21 protein-coding genes and 1 pseudogene are annotated in these 21,890 nt (G+C 45.4%); 8 read left to right on the top strand and 14 right to left on the bottom strand.

Going from position 1 to position 21,890, the window contains the following annotated elements:
- Positions 1-76 precede the first annotated feature (76 nt).
- A complete protein-coding gene (locus tag QT979_RS09875; RefSeq protein ID WP_333215955.1) occupies positions 77-637 on the bottom strand; it encodes a hypothetical protein in 561 nt (186 codons plus the stop codon).
- Between the two features lie 396 nt (positions 638-1,033).
- Between QT979_RS09875 and QT979_RS09870 the strand changes: the two genes are divergently transcribed.
- From QT979_RS09870 to QT979_RS09855, 4 genes are all read left to right on the top strand, one after another.
- A complete protein-coding gene (locus tag QT979_RS09870; RefSeq protein ID WP_333215953.1) occupies positions 1,034-2,236 on the top strand; it encodes a Coenzyme F420 hydrogenase/dehydrogenase, beta subunit C-terminal domain in 1,203 nt (400 codons plus the stop codon).
- Positions 2,237-2,334: 98 nt separating this feature from the next.
- Complete coding sequence (locus QT979_RS09865) at positions 2,335-3,369, top strand: M28 family peptidase (RefSeq protein ID WP_333215951.1); 1,035 nt, start codon at positions 2,335-2,337, stop codon at positions 3,367-3,369.
- Between the two features lie 186 nt (positions 3,370-3,555).
- On the top strand, positions 3,556-4,449 hold the full coding sequence (locus tag QT979_RS09860) for a leucine-rich repeat domain-containing protein (protein WP_333309502.1): 894 nt from the start codon (positions 3,556-3,558) through the stop codon (positions 4,447-4,449).
- Positions 4,450-4,476: 27 nt separating this feature from the next.
- On the top strand, positions 4,477-5,622 hold the full coding sequence (locus QT979_RS09855) for a leucine-rich repeat protein (protein ID WP_333309499.1): 1,146 nt from the start codon (positions 4,477-4,479) through the stop codon (positions 5,620-5,622).
- Between the two features lie 115 nt (positions 5,623-5,737).
- On the opposite strand, the gene QT979_RS09850 is transcribed toward QT979_RS09855, so the two are convergent.
- Together QT979_RS09850 and QT979_RS09845 are read right to left on the bottom strand one after the other, a co-directional pair.
- A complete protein-coding gene (locus QT979_RS09850) occupies positions 5,738-6,109 on the bottom strand; it encodes a DUF2237 family protein (RefSeq protein ID WP_333052718.1) in 372 nt (123 codons plus the stop codon).
- Between the two features lie 49 nt (positions 6,110-6,158).
- A complete protein-coding gene (locus QT979_RS09845) occupies positions 6,159-6,620 on the bottom strand; it encodes a GNAT family N-acetyltransferase (protein WP_333309496.1) in 462 nt (153 codons plus the stop codon).
- Positions 6,621-6,856: 236 nt separating this feature from the next.
- On the opposite strand from QT979_RS09845, the gene QT979_RS09840 reads away from it, so the two are divergent.
- Both QT979_RS09840 and QT979_RS09835 read left to right on the top strand, forming a co-directional pair.
- A complete protein-coding gene (locus QT979_RS09840) occupies positions 6,857-7,489 on the top strand; it encodes a Vat family streptogramin A O-acetyltransferase (protein ID WP_333309494.1) in 633 nt (210 codons plus the stop codon).
- A 46-nt stretch (positions 7,490-7,535) separates the two neighbouring features.
- Entirely contained in the window at positions 7,536-7,856 is a 321-nt protein-coding gene (locus tag QT979_RS09835; protein WP_333216148.1) for a DUF2834 domain-containing protein, read from the top strand.
- Between the two features lie 189 nt (positions 7,857-8,045).
- Here the strand turns inward: QT979_RS09835 and QT979_RS09830 are convergent, their stop codons facing one another.
- The gene (locus QT979_RS09830; protein ID WP_333041411.1) at positions 8,046-9,278 is read right to left on the bottom strand and encodes a methionine gamma-lyase family protein; all 1,233 of its coding nucleotides are present in this window, start codon (positions 9,276-9,278) and stop codon (positions 8,046-8,048) included.
- A gap of 80 nt (positions 9,279-9,358) precedes the next feature.
- Between QT979_RS09830 and QT979_RS09825 the strand changes: the two genes are divergently transcribed.
- Together QT979_RS09825 and QT979_RS09820 are read left to right on the top strand one after the other, a co-directional pair.
- Positions 9,359-10,171 carry an acyl-CoA desaturase gene (locus tag QT979_RS09825; protein ID WP_333216150.1) on the top strand — a complete coding sequence of 271 codons (813 nt, stop codon included), beginning with the start codon at positions 9,359-9,361 and terminating at the stop codon, positions 10,169-10,171.
- Between the two features lie 357 nt (positions 10,172-10,528).
- Positions 10,529-11,344, top strand: coding sequence for a fatty acid desaturase (locus QT979_RS09820; protein ID WP_333216152.1), 816 nt, complete (start codon positions 10,529-10,531; stop codon positions 11,342-11,344).
- A gap of 90 nt (positions 11,345-11,434) precedes the next feature.
- Here the strand turns inward: QT979_RS09820 and QT979_RS09815 are convergent, their stop codons facing one another.
- From QT979_RS09815 to QT979_RS09770, 10 genes and pseudogenes are all read right to left on the bottom strand, one after another.
- Complete coding sequence (locus tag QT979_RS09815) at positions 11,435-12,280, bottom strand: ABC transporter permease (RefSeq protein WP_333216154.1); 846 nt, start codon at positions 12,278-12,280, stop codon at positions 11,435-11,437.
- Between the two features lie 84 nt (positions 12,281-12,364).
- Positions 12,365-13,276 carry an ABC transporter permease gene (locus QT979_RS09810; RefSeq protein ID WP_333309489.1) on the bottom strand — a complete coding sequence of 304 codons (912 nt, stop codon included), beginning with the start codon at positions 13,274-13,276 and terminating at the stop codon, positions 12,365-12,367.
- A 152-nt stretch (positions 13,277-13,428) separates the two neighbouring features.
- Complete coding sequence (locus tag QT979_RS09805; protein WP_333216157.1) at positions 13,429-14,559, bottom strand: spermidine/putrescine ABC transporter substrate-binding protein; 1,131 nt, start codon at positions 14,557-14,559, stop codon at positions 13,429-13,431.
- Positions 14,560-14,745: 186 nt separating this feature from the next.
- Positions 14,746-15,876 (bottom strand): ABC transporter ATP-binding protein, encoded by a 1,131-nt coding sequence (locus QT979_RS09800; RefSeq protein WP_333309487.1) that lies wholly within the window; start codon positions 15,874-15,876, stop codon positions 14,746-14,748.
- Between the two features lie 49 nt (positions 15,877-15,925).
- On the bottom strand, positions 15,926-16,072 hold the full coding sequence (locus tag QT979_RS09795) for a hypothetical protein (protein ID WP_333309484.1): 147 nt from the start codon (positions 16,070-16,072) through the stop codon (positions 15,926-15,928).
- 59 nt (positions 16,073-16,131) lie between these two features.
- The gene (locus QT979_RS09790) at positions 16,132-16,818 is read right to left on the bottom strand and encodes a DUF4340 domain-containing protein (RefSeq protein ID WP_333309481.1); all 687 of its coding nucleotides are present in this window, start codon (positions 16,816-16,818) and stop codon (positions 16,132-16,134) included.
- 106 nt (positions 16,819-16,924) lie between these two features.
- A complete protein-coding gene (locus QT979_RS09785; RefSeq protein WP_333309479.1) occupies positions 16,925-18,997 on the bottom strand; it encodes a Gldg family protein in 2,073 nt (690 codons plus the stop codon).
- Positions 18,998-19,042: 45 nt separating this feature from the next.
- Positions 19,043-19,945: an Rpn family recombination-promoting nuclease/putative transposase gene (locus QT979_RS09780; RefSeq protein WP_333216163.1), complete on the bottom strand. Its 903-nt coding sequence runs from the start codon at positions 19,943-19,945 to the stop codon at positions 19,043-19,045.
- Positions 19,946-20,060: 115 nt separating this feature from the next.
- Positions 20,061-20,861 carry an ABC transporter permease gene (locus QT979_RS09775; RefSeq protein ID WP_333309476.1) on the bottom strand — a complete coding sequence of 267 codons (801 nt, stop codon included), beginning with the start codon at positions 20,859-20,861 and terminating at the stop codon, positions 20,061-20,063.
- A 40-nt stretch (positions 20,862-20,901) separates the two neighbouring features.
- Positions 20,902-21,890, bottom strand: a pseudogene (locus QT979_RS09770) (hypothetical protein); the annotation flags it as partial.

The following is a 21,890-nucleotide window of genomic DNA, read 5'->3' as shown; positions in this document are numbered from 1 at the left end:
TAAACGGAAAAACTTTTTGACTCCAACTTTTCACAACTGATAAAAAAATTCCACACACATCTGCGGAATGTGGGTTTCAGTTTAGCTGCGTGCTCACAATAATTTTTTGCACGCGATCGCCCTTAATTTCCACAATCAAATTAGAAGCCTTTTGGTCATTGCTGTAAGTCAAGCGAGTCACTCCACTTTTAACAGATTGCGACCCGTAACCGTAAGTTTTAACGACTTTTTGGCTGTTATCTCCTAGCTTCACACCATCAATTGTCAGAAACTTGGGATTGGTAGTAGAAACTAAATAAACTTTTCCCTCCCATGCTGCTACCGTCAATCCTGAGTAGGTTAGCGTGCGAATCTTGCCGCCGATGCCAGATCCAGCAGGTTTAGTTTCGTCGCGCTGCGGTTTTCCCAAGTTACGTTTTGCCTCTTCTACAGACATCCCCAACCGAACGCCGCCAATCCCCAGGCGCGAATAGTTCAGCGCCGCCGGCTTTTGTGTCGCGCTGAGAATTCTTTCTAGAGTCGCAACAGTTTGATTCATAGCAGGAACCGGACGAACTAAAGCAGCAAATCCTAAGCTCGAAATTGCAAGATTCATCATGATGCCAGCGAGGGCTGTTGTCACAAATATTTTTACCATTTTTTTATAGCTTTATTTGGCAATGTATTCGTGCGATCGCCCCCTCGATCCGGATGGATACTAATAGGACTTAGACACACACTCCTGGACGCACGGCGATCCTCTGAAACCGAATTTTTTTACCAAAACTACACAAACAAACCCGGTTTTTAGCATAAATCTTAGGTTTAACAGTCAGGTATTCAGGAAGAAACCCGGTTTCTAGCGCAACCTAGGTAAGTCCTGACTAATATTTTTTAACTTGTGAAAACCACCAATTTCGGGCGAACCGAATTTGCTCCCGTACAAACTTGCGTCCGCCTGCGAGGACTAAAAAAAAGAATAAAGGAGGTAAATCAAGGGAAATTGCTGTGATATCCTAACAAAAGCCATATCTCGATAAAATTAGCAATTTAGATGACCGCAACAGATTCTACTAAACACCAAAAATCCAAAGCCCTCAAACCCGGTAGCCGTCGCCCCGCTAAAGAACTTTGCAGCGAGTGCGGTTTGTGCGACACATATTACATCCATTATGTCAAGGAATCTTGTGCTTTCTTAACACAGCATATTGCAGAATTAGAAGCAGAGATTCACGGGCGATCGCGCAATCTCGACAATCCTGACGACTGGTATTTCGGAGTCAGTCAAAACATGATGGCGGCTCGGAAAAAAGAGCCGATCGAGGGCGCTCAGTGGACGGGGATCGTCAGCACAATTGCGATTGAAATGCTCGAAAAAGGAATTGTAGAAGGCGTTGTTTGCGTCCAAAATACTAAAGAAGACCGCTTTCAACCGATGCCGATAATTGCTAGAAATCGTGAAGAGATTCTCGCAGCAAAAGTCAACAAACCAACTCTCTCCCCCAATCTTTCAGTATTAGAACAAATCGAAAAATCGGGGATGAAGCGGCTGTTAGTAATTGGCGTCGGCTGTCAAATTCAAGCTTTGCGAACAGTTGAGAAAAAACTCGGTTTAGAAAAGCTCTACGTTTTGGGAACTCCCTGTGTCGATAATGTCAGCCGCGCCGGCTTGCAGAAATTCCTAGACACGACTAGCCGCTCTCCTGAAACGGTGGTTTCTTACGAGTTTATGCAAGACTTTAACGTTCACTTCAAACACGAAGATGGTTCAGAAGAAAAAGTGCCGTTTTTTGGCTTGAATACTAAGGAATTGAAAGATGTTTTTGCTCCTTCTTGTTTGAGCTGTTTTGATTATGTCAATTCTTTAGCAGATTTAGTTGTGGGCTACATGGGCGCACCCTTTGGCTGGCAGTGGATTGTGGTGCGAAATGACACCGGGCAAGAAATGTTAGAGTTGGTAACGGATCAGCTAAATACTCAGCCGGTGATGTCTCAGGGAAACAGAAAAGAGGCGGTTCAGCAAAGCATTCCTGCTTATGAAAAAGGAGTGACTTTGCCGATGTGGGCGGCGAAGTTAATGGGAGTTTTTATTGAGAGAATTGGGCCGAAGGGTTTGGAATATGCTCGGTTTTCGATTGATTCTCATTTCACTCGCAATTATCTGTACGTGAAGCGCAATTACCCGGAGAAATTAGAGGCTCATGTGCCGGAATATGCTAAGCGGATTGTCGCGCAGTATAAGTTGCCCGATGTGTAAACTTGTAGGGTGCGTCAGTCAGGAGTTGTTGGATTCTTGAAAAAATAACGCTAATTGACGCACTCTAATACTCAAGGATAGCAAAAGATAGAAAACAAATGCACTTGGGAACAATCGAATTATGGAATCGCAGAACGTTAACTAGACTGGCTATCCTTAGTACGATCTTAATTACTCTAATTAGTGGGATATGGTTGAGTATGATTGCAATGCCAGGGAAAAGCTACAGCGGGACAATTCCCCCTTTAACAGCACAGGAAATATCGCTCCGAGATGATTTACAGCGCGATGTGGAAAAGCTCGCTGGTGAAATCGGAGAGCGCAACTTTATACAATATCAAAAACTTGGAGAAGCTGCTGACTTTCTCGAAGCATCTTTTCAAGCTGCTGGCTATAAAGTTGAACGACAAGGATATAAAATTGATGATAAATTTTATTATAACATAGAAGTGGAGATTCCAGGGGGTAAAAAGGCAGATGAAATAGTTGTAATTGGGGCACATTATGATTCTGTGGTGGGGAGTCCAGGGGCAAATGATAACGCAACTGGGGCGGCGGGAGTGCTGGCTTTAGCGAGAATTTTTGCAGGTAAAAAGCCTGAAAAGACTGTGCGTTTTGTTGAGTTTGTGAATGAGGAACCGCCTTTTTTCTGGACTGCTGATATGGGGAGTTTGGTTTATGCGAAAAGATGCAGAGAGCGTAACGAAAAAATTGTTTCTATGCTCAGTTTAGAAACAATTGGTTATTACTCTGATGCCAAAAACAGTCAGAAATATCCAGCACCATTAAACCTTTTTTATCCTACATCGGGAAATTTTATCGGATTTATTGGCAATACATCCTCCAGTAAATTGGTTAGAGAGGCGATCGCATCTTTCCGTCGCCATGCTGAATTTCCCTCGGAAGGTGCAGCAATTCCGGGTGGCATTCCTGGTGTTGGTTGGTCTGATCAATGGTCTTTTTGGCAACATGGTTATCCAGGGCTGATGGTGACAGATACTGCTCCCTATCGCTATCCTTACTATCACACGGCGCAAGATACACCCGATAAGGTTGACTGGGAACGGACGGCGAAGGTGATAAGTGGATTGGAGAAAGTTGTGGCAGATTTGGTGGGAGTTGATATCAATTAGTTGAGTGGGTGCAGAGCGTGGAAATATCCTCGCTCGGCACAGAATATCCGGCAAAATGACGCACATAAAAATTAGTATAAGTTGCCTGAGTGAGGTGATTAAGAGAGTTTGTAATAGATGTTTTGCAGGGACACGGTAAGGCAGTGTCTTTGTTTTATACAGTGGGGAAATTAGAGGTAGAAGATTATGACACTCATAGTTGCACACAAACACATGAAGTTACCAAAGTCGATCGCACTTGCTTGTTGTGTGCTTCTAGCACTATCTGGAAATGGAGTGTCGGGGAAAGCAGCAGCAGAAGTGCGATCGGGAAACAGTAGACGAACATTTGCCGATTGGTGTCGCCAAAAAGCTGGTTTGAGTCCTGAAGCTAAACATACTGTTGAGGTGCTGTTGCAGAAAGCAGAGACTACTGAGTGCGATGCGGCTAATCTGAAACTTTCGAGTCGCGCATACCTCGACCTCCGAAACAATAACATCAGGGACATCAAACCGCTAGAATCCTTGACAAACCTGAATTGGCTCGAGCTCGAAAACAATCAAATCAGCGACATCAAACCGCTAGAATCCTTGACTAACCTGAATTTTCTCGTCCTCATCGACAATCAAATCAGCGACATCAAACCGCTAGAATCCTTGACTAACCTGACTGCGATCTTCCTCGACAACAATCGAATCAGCGACATCAAACCCCTACAATCCTTGACTAACCTCACCAATCTCTTCCTCCACAACAATCGAATCAGCGACATCAAACCGCTAAAATCCTTGACTAACCTGACACATCTCGGCCTTAGCGACAATCTTATCAGCGACATCAAACCGCTAAAATCCTTGACTAACCTGACTTTTCTCCTGCTCATCAACAATCAAATCAGCGACATCAAACCGCTAGAATCCTTGACTAACCTGACTTCGCTCAGCCTCGAAAAAAATCTTCTCAGGGACATCAAACCGCTTGAATCTTTGACTAAACTGACCGGTCTCTACCTCAGCGGAAATCCGATCGCTCCCAAAACTTGCCCGCTCAAACCAGAGTCTATCTGTAAGTGGGAACCACTACCTACAATAAAACTTTAGCGTTTAGGAAATTAGAGGTACAAGATTATGACACTTATAGTTGCACACAAACACATGAAGTTACAAAAGTCGATCGCAGTTACTTGTTGTGTGCTTCTAGCATTATCTGGAAATGGAGTGTCGGCGAAACCAGCAGCAGAAACGCGATCGGGAAACAAAACATTTGCTGAATGGTGTCGCGAAAAAGATTCTTTGAGTCCAGAAGCTAAACATACTGTTGATATGCTGTTAAAAATAGCAGGAACTACTGAGTGCGATGAGGCCGATCGCCAACTTTCTAGTATCACAGGAATTAGCTTTACGGACCAAAAAATCAGCGACATCAAACCGCTAGCATCCTTAACTAACCTGAACGTTCTCCGGCTCATCAACTGTTCTATCAGCGACATCAAACCCCTAGCATCCTTGACTAACCTGACTTTGCTCAACCTCAGCAGCAATCAGATCGTTGACATCAAACCGCTAGCATCCTTGGTTAACCTGAAAGTGCTCAACATCGGGAACAATCAGATCCGCGACATCAAACCCCTAGCATCCTTGACTAACCTGACGGGAATCGTCCTCATCGAAAATCAGATCGATGACATCAAACCGCTAGCATCCTTGACTAACCTGAAAGAGCTTTTCCTCCGCAGCAATCAGATTGACGACATCAAGCCACTAGCATCTTTGACTAACCTGGCTAAGATTGATCTCAGCAGCAATCAAATTAGTGACATCAAACCGCTAGCATCTTTGATGCAACTGACTTTTATCGAGCTCAGTAGCAATCAGATTAGTGACATCAAATCACTAGCATCCTTGACTAACCTGGAAGGAATTAACCTCAGCAGCAATCAAATCGGTGATATCAAACCGCTAGCATCCTTGACAAATCTGGAAGGGCTATCACTTAACAAGAATGAGATCGCTGACCTTAAACCGCTAGTATTCTTGACTAAACTGGAGATTCTCTGGCTCAACAACAATCAAATCGTTGATATCAAACCGCTAGCATCCTTGACTAATCTGACTTTGCTCTCACTGGAAAACAATCAAATCGTTGATATCAAACCGCTAGCATCTTTCACTAAACTGACTGAACTCTACCTCAGCGGAAATCCGATCGCCCCTAAAACTTGCCCTCTCAAGCCAGAGTCTATCTGTAAGTGGGAACCACAAACTAAACCATAAAAGTTTACAGTGACGCCCGATCGCACTTAAATATTTCTGTTACGAAGGATAAATTTGCTATTCCTGAGAAAAACCCGATCGCCCTTATTGACTAAAAGCGATCGCACCTCCCTTCCTACAAATCAGCAGCATGCTGCTTCAATTCATCCAAAGAAACGTATTCCAAAGTCAGGGCGTGAGTCGCACCCAAAACCACAAGCGGCGCACATCCCGCATCCATTGCTTCCTTCCACCGAGAGGCGCACAAACACCAACAATCCCCAGGCTTCAAACCGGGAAAGTTAAATTCAGGAACCGGAGTGCTCAAATCATTTCCGTTCGATTTAGTGAATTGCAAAAACTCTTCTGTCAGTTGAGCACAAACAGTGTGAGCCCCAAAGTCGCCACCACCTGTATTGCATTTGCCGTCCCGATAATATCCTGTCATTGGCGAAGTGCAGCAAGTCTCTAACTTTCCGCCCAGCACATTTGTAGCTTCCGTCACCATCGCAACTCCTGAGTAAAACTCTTCGATCTAATTTTACACAACTCGTTGTTTATATATTTTTTTCCATGACAAAGTTGATTAATTTTTGTCCTCTGCATTCTACTTCTTGTTTTCTAATCACAATAAATCCCTGGCTTTCAAAAAAAGGTCGAGCTGTAATGCTGACTTCGGCAAATAACTTGTTAATTCCTAAGTCTTGGGCTTTTGACTCAATTTGTTTTAAAATTAGCCTGCCGACTCCTTGCCTTTGAAAATCTTGATGACAGAAAAAGCAATCGATATGGCCGCTTGCTTCTAATTCCCCAAAACCTGCAATTTTCTCACCCTCTTCTGCTACGAAAGTAAATTTACTGCTTAAACTTTTAGTCCAACTTTCGATATCGATATCGGCTGGAGCCCAAGCATCTACTTGTGCTTGTGTGTAATCGCGGATGTTTACTTCGTGTATGGTGTCGTAAAACAGTTTTACAATTTGTTGGGTATCACCGATTTCGTAGGTTCGTACTCTCATAAATTATCTCACTGCGATCGCTTCTTTAATATTAATTTGGGGTTTTTAACCCCTTCAGAACGCGGATGGATGTTGGATTTTACCATTTTGTCTCATTTCTTGCAGGGCGATCGACCAAAAATTCTCGCCCACTCCCTTGACAAACTCTCTTCCTCTATGTTATTGAAGCAAAAGCAAACTTAACTCGAATTAACAGTACATCAATCCAGCAGCTTAACGAATAAGGCTTGAAACTTATGAGAGAAATTGGGCCCGATCCAAACCGACCCTATCCGATGCCCGACCAACGGCGCGTATGCTTCCTCAAAAACTTTATTAAATCCCCCAACATTATCGTCGGCGATTACTCATATTACGACGATCCCATAGATCCAGAAAACTTTGAAAAAAATGTACTTTATAACTACGGAAACGACCGATTAATTATTGGAAAATTTTGTGCGATCGCCACCAACGTCAAATTCATTATGAACGGTGCAAATCACAAACTAGACGGCATTTCAACTTATCCTTTTCCTGTTTTTGGGAATGGTTGGGAAACAGCGATGAATTTATTAATGGAACTGCCGAGTAAAGGCGATACCGTCATTGGCAATGATGTTTGGATCGGCTATGAATCCCTGATTATGCCCGGAGTCAAAATCGGCGACGGTGCCGTCATTGCCGCCAAATCCGTTATAGTAAGAGACATTCCCGCTTACACCGTTGTCGGTGGAAACCCCGCCCATCCCATCAAACAGCGTTTCAGCAATGCTCAAGTTGCACAACTATTAGAAATTAGGTGGTGGGATTGGGAAATCGACAAAATTTCGCGCAATGTCAGCATAATTATGCAAGGCGATATTCCAGCACTCAGCAATGCTGAGTAAACTCCCAAATACAGCGATTTTTAATTAACAAAGTGGAGGTTTAAAAATGTTGAAAATTGCCTACTTAATTTTCTGTATTCTAGGCACTGCTTTGCCCTACTCCCAGTTTGTCCCGTTTCTTTTAGAAGAAGGGTTGAATATTAAGGCTTTTTTCGGTGAGTTGTTTGCCAATCAAATTTCCGGCTTTTTCGGCATGGATGTAATAGTGTCATCCCTGGTTTTTGGTACTTTTGTATTTAGCGAAGGCTCGCGTCTAAAAATGAAAAACTTGTGGATTTATATTGCCAGTAACTTACTGGTGGGTGTTTCCCTGGGTTTGCCTTTATTTCTCCTAATGCGGCAGCGCAAACTTGAAGAAACACTTTGAGAGTTTTGTAGTTGTTGGGTTTTGCTTTCGCTAAACCCAACCTACACAATCTGAAAATCCAACATCAGCGTCAATCTGCGTGCATCTGCGGTTAAAAATCCTCAGATTCTTGCAAAAAATCTACTCTTTAATTCAAAAGTCAGGGAAGAACAAAGATCCCCCCTACCCCAAGAGGCACCGCCCTACAACTTACTTAGCTGGGCCCACAGCCTCGATCGCATCCTCCAAGGCGATCGATACATGAGTCCAATGAGTTCCCCCCTGACAAAAAGCCACGTAAGGCTCCCGCAGAGGCCCGTCAGCAGAAAACTCCGACGTACTCCCATCAATAAAAGTGCCCCCAGCCATCACTAACTGACTTTCATACCCGTGCATCGGAGCCGGCACGGGATCTAAATAGGAGCCAACGGGAGAATTTTGCTGAACGGCGCGACAAAAAGCAATTAACTTATCAGCAGAACCGAATTCGATCGCCTGAATCACATCTCGTCTTCTAGCCAAAGGCATAGGATTCACTCGATAACCCAACTTATAAAAAACATAAGCCGTCAAATGATTGCCCTTCATCGCCTCCCCCACACAACCCGGAGCCATAAACAAACCCTGAAACAGCAACCGATTCAAATCAAAAGTTGCGCCGCCGCTGCTACCGATTCCCGGCGCCGTCAAGCGACAAGTTGCCGCCTCTACTAAATCAGCCCTCCCAGCAACGTAACCGCCCGCAGGGACGATCGTACCCCCCGGATTTTTGATCAAAGAACCCGCCATCAGATCCGCACCCACAGCAGTAGGTTCGCAATCATCAACAAACTCTCCGTAACAATTATCAACAAAGCAAATTGTGTTAGGATTCTGATGTTTGACTATGGCGACGATTTTTTCAATCTCAGAAATAGACAAACTCGACCGCCAAGAATAGCCGCAAGAGCGCTGGATAAAAACCAGGCGAGTCTTTGCTGAAATAGTAGAGCTCAGTGCCTGCCAATCCAAACTTCCTTCGCGAGTTAGAGGCAACTCACGGTAACTAATGCCAAACTCAAGCAGTGAACCTTGACCTTGCCCCCGCAAGCCGATCACTTCTTCTAAAGTATCGTAGGGAGAACCAGCCACTGCCAACATTTCATCACCAGGACGCAGGATGCCAAAAAGAGCACAGGCGATCGCGTGAGTACCCGAAACAAACTGTACCCGGACAGCCGCGGCCTGGGCCCCTACCACTTCGGCAAACACCCCGTCCAAAGTCTCCCGACCTAAATCGTCGTGGCCGTAACCCGTAACCCCTGCAAAATGGTGGACTCCAACCCGGTGGCTGCGAAAAGCTTTTAAGACTCGTTGAAGATTTTGCTTGACTGTAGTGTCAATACCAGAAAAAATCTGAAAGAGTGCCTGTTCTGCTTCCTGTAGCCGTGAAACGCTATTCATCTATACCTCGCTCACCCTTTGCGTGCGCGCTGTTCATTATGGCGTAGATGCGGCCCCTAGTTTGTAAACATAATATATTCATGACGATTGCAACTTCCAAAAAAACTTCTCCTGATTGGCCTGTCGTAGGCTTTATGGCCTTTCTGCACATCGGTGCTTTATTTGCTTTGCTGCCGGGTAATTTTAGCTGGTCTGCGGTCGGGCTAGCTGTCTTCCTGCATTGGGTAACAGGTGGTTTAGGAATTACTCTCGGATATCACCGCCTCGTCACCCACCGCAGTTTTCAAACACCGAAATGGCTAGAGTATTTTCTAGTTATTTGCGGTACCCTTTCCTGTGAAGGTGGCCCGATCGACTGGGTAGGAATGCACCGGTTACACCACATACATTCCGACACGGAAACAGATCCCCACGATTCCAATCAAGGCTTCTGGTGGAGCCACATGGGCTGGATGCTCTCGGATCTCCCGATCAGAGTTGAAATCCCCCGCTTTACTAAAGACATCGGCGACGACCCAGTATACAAGTTTCTCCAAGCATATTTTATCCCCATCCAAGTTGTCTTCGGTGTGTTGCTTTATTTATTAGGCGGCTGGTCTTTCGTGGTTTGGGGCGTGTTTATGCGGATCGTGGTGGTGTTCCACTGCACTTGGCTTGTTAACAGCGCTACCCACAAATTTGGCTACCGCACCTACGAGTCGGGCGATCGATCTACCAACTGCTGGTGGGTTGCCCTGCTCACCTACGGCGAAGGCTGGCACAATAACCACCACGCCTTTCAATACTCGGCGCGCCACGGTCTCCAATGGTGGGAAATCGACTTCACCTGGATGACAATTCAACTGCTGCAAGCACTTGGTTTGGCAACCAAAGTGAAATTAGCAGAAAAATAGCATGGGCAATGAGTCATGGGTTGTCGGTCATCAGTTCTGGACTAATGGCTCGTGACCAATGCCTCATCCTGTTTTTGCCAGCGGTATAGGTTGGGTTGAAGTAAGCTCGAATCATCTGGTGCGATCGACCCAACCAAAACCAGAATCAGTTATAATATAATTGGGAACAAAAAATTTTGTTTGGCAGCCAAATTTTTTATTTTCAGAATACAACCGTAAATCTTTTTCAATCCTAATCCCAAATCTATCATTGATTCTTTATTAGTTTGGGCAAGAGTGCAGCAAAAAAGTTCACTGCTCAATCCCAACTATTATGCGTGAATCTAGCTCGGCATCTCATCAGAAATCAAAAAGAGAATGACAATTGCAACGCAAGAAAAACTCCAATACAATTGGAAGCACGTTATTAGTTTAGCAGGACTTCATATCGGCGCTTTGTTCGCACTGCTACCCAGTAACTTCAATTGGACAGCAGTTGGTTTAACAGTATTCATGCACTGGATAACCGGCGGTTTGGGAATAACTCTCGGATGGCATCGTATGCTCACCCACCGCAGTTTTCAGACACCAAAATTCGTAGAATATTTTCTAGCATTTTGCGGAGCCCTTGCCTGTCAAGGAGGAATAATTGATTGGGTTGGGCTGCACCGATTGCACCACACCAACTCTGACCAAAATGCGCTAGACCCTCACAATGCCCAAAAGGGTTTTTGGTGGAGTCATATCGGCTGGATGCTATATAAAGGTCCAGCTCACGCTGAAATTTCCCGCTGCACAAAAGACATTTCGAGCGATCCATTTTACCAATTTTTGCAAAACTACTTTCTCCCGATGCAAATCGTCTTTGGCGTCTTGCTTTACTTAGCAGCAGGCTGGCCGTTTGTAGTGTGGGTAATTTTTGTACGCTTAGTTTTGGTGTATCACTGCACGTGGTTTGTTAACAGTGCCACTCACAAATTTGGCTACCGCACCTACGAAACAAACGATAGTTCTACTAACTGTTGGTGGGTGGCTGTCCTGACTTACGGCGAAGGCTGGCACAACAACCACCATGCTTATCAATACTCGGCTCGTCACGGGATGGAAAAGTGGGAAATTGACTTCACTTGGATGACAATTCAAGTCTTGGAAGCACTAGGCTTAGCAACTAAGGTAAAATTACCCGCCAAGTAGCAGCATGGGGCATAGGGCATGGGGCATGGGGCATGGGGCATTGGTAACAACTCGCAAATAACCAACTGTCAACTGCCAACTGCCCACTGCCTAATGAACCCGTTTTTGCTCGCCCCGGCCGCGCAAATATTCCGCTAAAAACGCCAATCCTCCCGAACCTACTATCAACAGCACGCTCAAAGCATTAATATCCGGTTTTACTCCAGTCCGAATCCGGCTAAAAATTTCCATCGGCAGAGTTGTAGTCCCGCTACCTGCGGTAAAACTCGCAATCAAAAAATCGTCCATGCTGAGGACAAAAGACAGCAGACAACCTGAAACAATTCCGGGTATTAATTGAGGGAGCAAAACCTGAATAAAAGCCTCAACAGGCGTTGCACCCAAATCCAAGGCAGCCTCTTCTAAATACGGGTTTAAATCGGCCAATCTAGTAGAAACAGCTAGGGCGATGTAAGCCAGACAAAACACAATGTGAGCGGCGACAATAGTCCACAAACTCAGAGGAATAGCCAGCGCCGCTAAAAATACCAGAGTAGCAACTGCGGTCGCAATATCTGGAATAATAATCGGCAAGTAGGAAACTCCCTGATATAAACTCTTGCCAGGAAAGCGGTAGCGGGCTAAACCAACCGCCATCAAAGTGCCAAGTACAGCCGAGATTGCAACTGCACAAACAGCCACTGTTAAACTGTTTCTCAGGGCAACTAAAATCCGCGTATCGCTAAATAATTTAACGTACCAATCTAAAGTAAATCCTTCCCAGCCGGCGCTAAAACGCGATTTGTTAAAGCTGTAAAATGTGAGTACCAGGATGGGCAGGTACATATAAAAAAACATCACAACGGCAAATATCACCTGCCAAGAAATCTTAAATTTAGGTTTTAAGTACATATCGGCTTGTATTTCCTCCTGTGGATTTTCGGCTGTCTTTTCCATTTCTCGGTAATCGGTAATTGGTAATTGGTAATTAGTAATTGGTTATTGGTTATTGGAACAGTCAACAGTCAACAGTCAACTAACTTAGATTGCATTACGATCGCCATATTTGAGTAAAAGGGCAATTCCGATACTCACTGCAAAGATTAATACCATACTCAGAGCCGAACCCAGCCCCCAATTTTGAGTCGCCCCCAAAAACTGATTGTAAATCAAACGAGCTGCGGTCATACTCGAAGCTCCACCGAGCAACTCTGGATCGACAAAATCGCCCAAACTGCTAATAAATACTAGCAAAGAACCCGCAGCAATTCCCGGCATCGTCTGAGGTACTGTGACTTTCCAGAAAGTTTCCACTGGATTCGCACCCAAATCCTGAGATGCTTCTAACAACCTGCGGTCTAACTTTTCCAAAGAAGCGTAGAGAATTGTCACGATATAAGGCAAATAACTGTAAGCCATGCCGATTAAAACTGCGGAACTTTGATTAAGCAATTCCAGAGGAGGAATGCCTAGAAGTGCCAGCAGCGAGTTGAGAACCCCTGTAGGACGCAGAATTGTAATCCAAGCATACGATCGCAAAAGCGAAGAAGTCCACAGAGGCAACACAAAGCCTAACAAAGTTAAATTCCGCCACTTTTTCGAGACATTGAGTGCGATCCAGTAAGCCACGGGAAATCCTAGCAGCAAACACAGAATAGTAGTCCCCGTTGCGAAAAAGAGCGATCGACCCATCACCTGCAAATTCAGCGGCTCAAAAACTCGCAGGTAATTGCCGATTCCCGAAGGATTCACCAAATCTCCCGGTTTAATATTCGGCACCAAACTAAGCTGAAAAATCACCAAAGTTGGTATGACTAATAATAAAAGCAGCAACAACGCAGAAGGGCCGAGCAATGCCAGTGGCCCAGCCCACGCAGACCACGGGGAAACAGTTTCAGCCTTCAAAGAAGAATTGGGAGGAATAGGAGGGGGAGTTCTAGTTGAAACAGCCATAGTCAATTTTTTTGAGTTTTTAACCGCTGATGAACGCGGATTAACGCGGATATAATACGGAGAGATTGGGCGATCGGCTGACGGGGGCGGGTTTATGTAAATATTGGCTGAGAATCAGAGATTGTGTGTAAAACCCGCCCTAGGTTTGATGATTAGCCGCTGGTTAATTTAGTCCAATAGCGATCGTACACGTCTATAAATTTTCCTACCGGAGCAACACCTTCGCAATTTTTCAAAGTAGCCTCTGAAGGGAAAAGAATTTCATTTTCGCGGACTTCCGGCGTCAGCAAACTAAAAGCATCTTCCGAAGGAGTTGAGAAACTGAGCCGTTCTACTAAAGAAGCAGCGACATCCGCTTGCAGCATAAAGTTAATCCACTTATAAGCTGCTTCGGGATTGGGAGCACCTTTAGGAATTACTAAAGTGTCAGTCCACAGAGAAGAACCACTTTTTGGCACAACATAGCGCAATTTGTCATTATCTGGGATTACCTCATTAGCATCAGAAGAATAACACATAGCTACCTTCAAATCCCCCGTCAGCATTTGCGGCCGCCAAGCATCAGTGGTAAAAGATGCGATCGCCGGTTTGAGTTCCACCAACTTTTCGTAAGCTTGTTTCACTTGCTCTTGGTTCGTAGAATTGAGAGAATAGCCCAACATCCGCAGCGCAGCACCCATCACTTCTCGAACATCATTTGCCAGCGTCATTCGCCTTGCTAACTCCTGTTTGTGCTGCCACAAATACTCCCAATCTTCAGGAGCTTCTTTGAGTTGTTCGCTGTTGTAAATCAAGCCTGTGGTTCCCCAACTCAAAGGCACGCTGTAGCGGTTTCCTGGGTCATAAACAGGGTTTTGGAACTGTTTTTTGAGTCGATCGAGTCCGCCCAAAATCGAGTGGTCTAATGGGCTCAACAGCCCCAGTTCCGTCATCTGAATCACCATGTAGTCAGACGGGTAAATGATGCTGTAGGCCCGGCCACCGCCAGCTTGAACCCTAGCCAGCATCGCCTCATTGGAGTCAAATACGTCTGCAACCACGCGAATACCCGTTTTTTCGGCAAAGCGATCGAGCAAAGCGTTATCGGTATAGCCTGCCCAAGTATAGATGAAAAGTTGGTCGGCATCACCTTTGACCGGAGGAGCAGATTGTACGTCTGCCAGTCGCCAGCCGCAACTCGAAACAGCCAACCCGGAAATTGTCGCCGCCGAATTTTTTAGGAACTGACGGCGTGTAGAATTAGCCGGGAAAATCCTGGAAATTGGTAAGTTAGTCGGAGGCACAGTTCGATTTTAGATTTTAGATTTTAGATTTTAGATTTGGAGATTGAAGATTGAAGATTGGGGAATTGGGAATTGGGAATTGTCCTATGTTATTTGTTAGGAGAACGAACCACCAACAAATAACAAATGACTAATGGCTAATGACTAATGACTAATACCAACTACCAACTACCAACTGCCAACAGACTAATTCCGATCGGTCAAAGCAAGACAATCAGTAGTTCCCCAATAAGCGTAAATCGGCGTGTGCGGATCTGGGAAAGAACCGCCAGTATTTGGCTGGCGCACAGTAATTTTATCGCCCGAAGCCAACTCAACGACGTAATGAACGTGCGTGCCCATGTACATAGTATTTTTGAGCCGCCCTTCAAAACAGTTGACTGACACTTCCGGCTGGTAGAGATTCAAATATACTTTTTCCGGCCGAACGCTGACCACAACAGAGTCGCCTGTGACACCATTCCACATATCCGACTGCTGAACGATTATTTTCAGATTGGCTGATGTGCGAACTGTGATAGTCGATCGGTCGATCGACTCCACCGTACCAGAAAACAAATTCGTATCCCCAATAAAATCGGCCACAAAAGCCGTCTGCGGGCACTCATAAATTTCTTCAGGAGAGCCAATTTGCTCAATCCTCCCCTCGTGCATCACCGCAATCCGGTCAGACAGACTCATCGCCTCTTCTTGGTCGTGAGTCACCATCACAAAAGTCAAACCCAATTCTTGATGTAAATTCGACAGTTCCAACTGCATCTGCTTCCGCAACTTCAAATCCAGAGCACCCAGGGGCTCGTCCAACAGCAGAACCGCCGGTCGATTTACCAGAGCTCTCGCCAAAGCCACTCGCTGCTGCTGGCCGCCCGACATTTGACCGGGAAACCTGTTGGCGAAAGATTCCATTTTCACCAATGCCAAAACTTCCCGTACCCGTTCTTCAATTTCCGCTTTCCCCAGCTTTTTTATCCGCAATCCAAAAGCGATATTGTCCCAGACATTCATGTGTCCGAACAAAGCATAGCTTTGAAACACAGTATTTACCGGACGGCGGTAAGCTGGAGTGTTGGTCATCGACTGGCCGCGAATCATCAATTCGCCCGCCGAGGGAGTCTCGAACCCAGCGATTAAGCGCAGCGTCGTAGTCTTGCCGCAGCCACTGGGCCCGAGGATGCTAAAAAATTCTCCTTGGCGGATGTTGAGGTCAACTCCACGGACTGCGGTTTCGCCGTTAAATACCTTAAAGACCTTGCGGAGTTCAACGTCAAGCGCTGTATCCGTTGCTGTCGTACCTTGGTTGAGTGCTGTCTGAAACATATTCGCCCTTTCCTGGGGGTAATGCACGCCACTTAAATACAGTTTAAGTTTAGACTTTTCTGTATTTTAGGTGAGGAATGTTGGATGTAACAGGTTTTGGGATTTGTTCTTTAAATTCTATCCCAGAGCGCACCATTGTCAGCAACAGGCAAGATGCCTGTTCCACAAAGAGTAAATTTTCTTGTGGAACAGGCATCTTGCCTGTTCATAAAAGGCTTATTGAGAATGGTGCAACATCTCAGAGCGACTGGCCATCTATTTATTCTCAGGACTTGGCGTGGGAGAGGGTTTTTGCGGTTTCTCTGTTTTGGGTGCTTCTGCTTTTTTCCACTCTGACAAAGGTCGCTGGACGGCATTTTTAAAGTCAAAAGGCACTAGCAGCACGGGCAAATTTTGGGCGGAATTTTGAGGGGGCGCTTCCGGCGGATTGGCTTGAGCGTACAAGAAGCGGCCGCTAAAGTCTGTTTTGCCTAAAACTAGGCGGTGAGTTTCCTGGTTGTCCAGCTTTACTGTGACTGTAGCTTGGGGTTGGTCGAGACCGAATTCGGGCAGTTGAGCTGCAGTAGTATTAATCGTGCGATCGCTCTTTCCTGTTGCCAGCCTGTCTAGCAAAAAATCCACCGATGCCTGACTTGCGTGTGCTTGCACTGGCAATTTCATTTCCCAGCTAGACTTGCCTCCTTTTGTAGCATAAACTCGCTCAAAAGTCAATATTTTTTCGGGAGTTTTGACTGTAAAGAATTGTATGCGATCGGAGTTAAAAGCAAAAATTTTCTGTTTTTCTTCCTTAGCGGCTTCCTCTTTCGGAGACACTTGCATCTCGAACAAAGCAACCAACCCAGTCATGCTCAACGCGACGGCTATCAATACTAATGTATTTTTCTGCAACTTCATAATAACTGAGAATTGGGCATTGGGAATTGGGCATTGGGAATTGGGCATTGGGAATTGGGGAGTTTGTTATTAATAACAACTGACAACTGTCAACTGACAACTGTCAACTGACAACTGTCAACTGTCAACTGTCAACTGACAACTGTCAACTAAATTATCTTCTCTTCCACCAGATAGCGCCGCCAATTCCCAGTCCGAGTAAAGGCCACATTAGCCAAGCTAACACCAACAATCCTACTTGGATGGTCGTCATGTTAATACGGCGGTTGGTAGCTTTTTTCGGACTGATAGAAAAGCTTTGCTGGTCTGGTTTACTCAACCAACTGACTGAATTGAGAAACACGTCGCTATTGAGTTGTTGGTCAAACCAACCGTTAGTCACAAATTGAGATGTGCCAATTACTACCATTCGCGATGTTTTTCTAGGAGTTGAAGGCGCAGAAGGAGTTGCCGTTGGGCTGGGAGATGCTGTGGGAGAGGTTGTGGGTGTTGGCGAACTTTCTGGAGATGCTGTGGGAGATGCTGTGGGAGATGCTGTGGGTGTTGGCGAAGTCGTGGGTAATGCTGGCGGCGTAGCTTCTTGCGAGAGAATCACCGAATAGCTGATTGGGGAAGCTGTTGGTGAAGTTGTCGGCGATGGTGATGTTGTAGGTGATGGTGAAGTTGTCGGCGATGGTGAAGTTGTCGGCGATGGTGATGTTGTAGGTGATGGTGATGTTGTCGGCGATGGCGAATCTGTCGGCGATGGCGAAGTTGTTGGTGATGGCGAAGTTGTCGGCGACGGTGAATCTGTCGGGGATGGCGAAGTTGTCGGCGACGGTGAATCTGTCGGAGATGGCGAAGTTGTCGGCGATGGTGAATCTATCGGCGATGGGGAAGTTGTCGGCGATGCTTGGGGTGAAGGCGAGGGCGAAGTTGGTGTTGGTGAAGGGGAGGGCTTTAAGGGAGTGCTGTCAGTGGACGATCGAACTAAAGCTACACCTAATAATAGCGGGCCTTGTCGATCGGTCTTTTGATCAAACTCCAATTTCTTAGTCGTCAAATCGCTTTCCGCCCAACTTTCCTGACTCGTCCAAATCAGCGGTTTTGCCTCTATCCCTTCTACTGGCGAGTTTTCCAAAGCACGCGCAAATGGATAAAATGAAATACCGTTGCCAAAACTTTGAGTAATCGGATGTTCGCCGTAGCGCCTGACTGTGGGAACCGTAGGGCCCAGGCCAAATCTTTGACCAGTTCCTGAAGCATCGATGGCCAAACGGGTGTCTAGTTTGACGCCCCATTCTTGCAGCAATTTGTCTAATCCCGTATCAATTGCCGGGTCTACCATTAACAATAAACTGCCGCCGCGATCGAGATAAGCTCTTAGTGCTTTAATTTCTGTATCGGAAAACGGTTTGTCCGGCCCGGGAACGATTAAAGCATCTGCATCTTCTGGCACCTCTTTGCGTTCGGTCAAATTCAGCGTTTGGGCGTTGTAGTATTTATCTTTCAAAGCTTTTTCAGCTTGCTGAATTCCGCCTTGACCTTCCTGTAGCGGGCGGGCTCCTTTGCCTTGCAAAAAGTAAACTGTAGCAACGCGAGTGCTCAGGATTTCTTCTAAGCCATTGGTAAGTTTTATCTCTGAAAGACCTTGATTTGGGTCGCTACCAAAAGCAGTGCCGCCTTTTTGCAGAACTTGTTTTTTGTCCCCGGATTGCAGATAAACTTCTCCGATGCTGGTAATGCTAAATTCCCGCGCTTTTCCCGGTTGCGTCTGCGGGTCAACAAACTCGAATTGGAACTTTTCGCCTCCCTCGCGTTTGTAGCTTTGCAGCAATTCTTTAATTTGGGGGTTTTGGATGGGGTCAAATACCCAAACTTTGACTGTTTGTTGCAGGTTTCGCAGTATTTGTTGAGTCTGCGGGGCAAGGGTAAATTGTTGGCTTTCGGTTAAGTCGATGCGGACGGGATAGCGAACGGCTATGAAGTTAATTACTCCGAGAATCACAAAGACGGCCAGGGTAGCAATCAGGGCGTTGGTGCTGGCTTGAGTGGAACGCTGCCCCCAAAAGCTTTGTTCGTAACTCAAATATAGCAGCCAAAGGGCGATCGTCACTGCTCCAGCAATAACTAAACCGACTGTCAGGGGGTCCCATACTCCAGATACAAGTGCTGCTGTTACCCCCGCTGCGATGAGGAGGGGGCCCAGCAAAAAAACGTATTTCCAATTTGTTTTGCTAATTTTCATAACGTAAATAATTGAGGGGAAAATTTCCGGGTCGAGGATGTTATTCTATATTGCATTAGTCTGCAACCATGCTGTTAAATCTGACGGCTTGTTGAAATCCAGCACGGCATCTCCTAGTTCTTCTAATTCCTGTATACCTAATTGACGGATGCTATTTTCAGTTTCCGGTTGTATTGTGCCTAAACGCTTCACTAGCTGACGCAATATTAACGATAGTTGAGCAGTTTTTGTCACCTGTTCTCTGGCTACATCTATGGCAATCTGCTGGTCTTGAATCCACAGTTCTTGCTTCTGCAATTCATTTAATTCTTCCTGAGTGAAGTTTTCCTCGCTGGCAATTCTAAAAGCTTTCTGAATTTCGGGAACTGCACTGAGTGTTTCTGGTACTGTCTCCAGAGTGCTGGCTTTTTCGAGAAAGTAAATCCATTGCTCTGCGGTTGTTTCTAATTCTGCTAATTCCTTGCTAAATTTTGGCAGTTCGATAAATACTAATTCTATTGCAGTATCTGGACACTCAAACTGTTGCTCTTTTTCTTGAAAAACAAACCGCGACAAAAATTCTGGTTGATTTTCAAACATTTCAAAGTCGGCAATTTTCAAGGAAATTACTGTTTTTAGTCTTTCGTAGCGTTCTTTTCCTGTTAATTGCTGGCTGTAGCTTTTGGCAGCGTTGTACAAAACTCTGTTCCCAAAGGAAGGCACGTTGATCAGTTGAATTTCAACTAGGGCGATTCTCCCACCGTTAATTGTGGCTTTGACATCTAGGTGTGTGTCTTGGGTTGCGAGAGTTTGAGGTTCTGGTTGGGAGTCGATTATTTCTAAGTCTTCGATGACCGGCTGTGCTTCATAAAGGATGGCGTTTAAAAAATTAATCAGGATGTCTTTGCTGTCGCTGGAACCGAATATTTTTTTGAACGCAAAGTCGATTTTGGGATTGATAAATCTCATTGTTTGAGGTATTTTGTAGAATGATTAACTGGGAAAAAACAACCTTCCCTTTGCTCTTTACTTCTCTTTATTTTGGCAAAAATAACCTTCTCTGTCTCTGCCTTACCTAATGTTTTTAAGAACGCTGATATCGCAAGGCATCAATGGATTGGGCGGTCATAAATACTCCTAAAATGATGTAACTGGCAAACATAATTAAACTGCTGGTATCGAAAACTCCCTTGACAAGATTGGTGTAATTCGTTAAGAGCGACAAATGCCCTAGTGCTGTGCCGAAGGGGCCACCGATACTGACGGCGACTGCATCGATCACCCAGAGAAATAATACTAGAGTGAAGGTGAGGATGGCGGATAAAATTGTGCTGTCGGTGAGGGAGGAAATAAACATTCCGAGCGACAATACTCCTGCCGCTAGTAATATTAAGCCGCCGTGCCCTAGCAGAAGAACTCCGGGGGGTACGGGCGGGGTTGAGGAACTGAGGGCGATCGCCTCGCAGAACAGCAGGGGCAGCAACATTGTGGTATAAAATGTTAAAACTCCGAGGAGTTTGCCGGTAGCAACTGCCCAGTTTGTTAAGGGCGATGTGGCTAATAGTTCTAAGGTTCCGCGTTTGCGTTCTTCTGCGTAAAGTCCCATTGAGAGTGCGGGTAGTACGAACAGTGAAAGGGAACCCATGATTCGCAGAAATAGTTGCAGGAATTCGTAAGCTACGTCGATGGGAGGTTCGGTAATTCCCATTTGGTCTCGCTGGCCGATTTGGGGAATTAACCCGTCGGGGGCGAGGAGGATGGCTATTAAAAAGTAGCCGGTGATTAGCCAAAAGACTGCTGCGATGGCATAGGCTAATGGCGATGCAAAATAACTTTGTAGTTCTTTGCGGTAAATTGCGACAATATTACTAATCATTACTAACATTTAGGAATTGGGAATGGGTAATTGGGTCTTGGTAATCGGTTCATTCTGAGTCGCCTGCAGGTGGTTTTTCGCTGCCGTCACTATCCTGTTTTTTTCTTTCTATTTGTCGCTTTTTGGTAACAGGTGGCTGTTCTGGTTGAGAATCGCTACTCGGTTGTGGCTTTTTTTTAAGTGGCCGATTTTTTACAACTGGTTGGGATTCTGGTTGAGAAGGTTGGCTCGACTTTGGTGCATCTACAACTGGTTGGGATTCTGGTTGAGAAGGTTGGCTCGACTTTGGTGCATCTACAATCGGTTCGGGTTCTGGCTGAGAAGGTTGGCTCGACTTTTGTGCATCTACAATCGGTTCGGGTTCTGGCTGAGAAGGTTCGATCGACTTTGGTGCATCTAAAATCGGTTCGGGTTCTGGTTGAGAAAGTTCGATCGACTTTGGTGCATCTAAAATCGGTTCGGGTTCTGGTTGAGAAAGTTCGATCGACTCTACCATTTGAACAATCAGCAGATTTTCGACAATCGGTTCTAGTTGAGGATGTTCGATCGACTCTACGGTTTCTGAAACTTGCAGATTTTGGACAATCGGTTCGGCTTGAGAATGCTCGATCGACTCTACTGTTTCAACAATGAGCAAATTTTCGACAACAGGTTCTGGTTGAGAATAGTCGATCGACTCTTGTGTTTCAACAATGAGCAAATTTTCGACAACAGGTTCTGGTTGAGAAGGTTGGCTCGACTCTACTGTTTCGACAATGAGTAGATTTTCGACAACCGATTCTGGTTGAGGATTCTCGATCAACTCTTGTTTTTCTACAATTTCCAGAAAATCTGCCACTGGTTGCATTTCAGGTTCTAAATCGCTTATTTCCTCTGATGTTTCTGCAACTGGTTGGGATTCTGGTTGAGAATGCTCGATCGACTCTACTGTTTCTACAACTTGCAAATTTTCGACTATCTGTTCTGGTTGAGGATGCTCGATCGACTCTACTGTTTCTACAACTTGCAAATTTTCGACTATCTGTTCTGGTTGAGAAT

The sequence above is a fragment of the Microcoleus sp. w2-18bC1 genome, from assembly GCF_036700365.1.
GTDB lineage: Bacteria > Cyanobacteriota > Cyanobacteriia > Cyanobacteriales > Microcoleaceae > Microcoleus.
The sequence above is the reverse complement of the archived record's forward strand: the minus strand, read 5'-3'. Positions and strand labels throughout refer to the sequence as shown.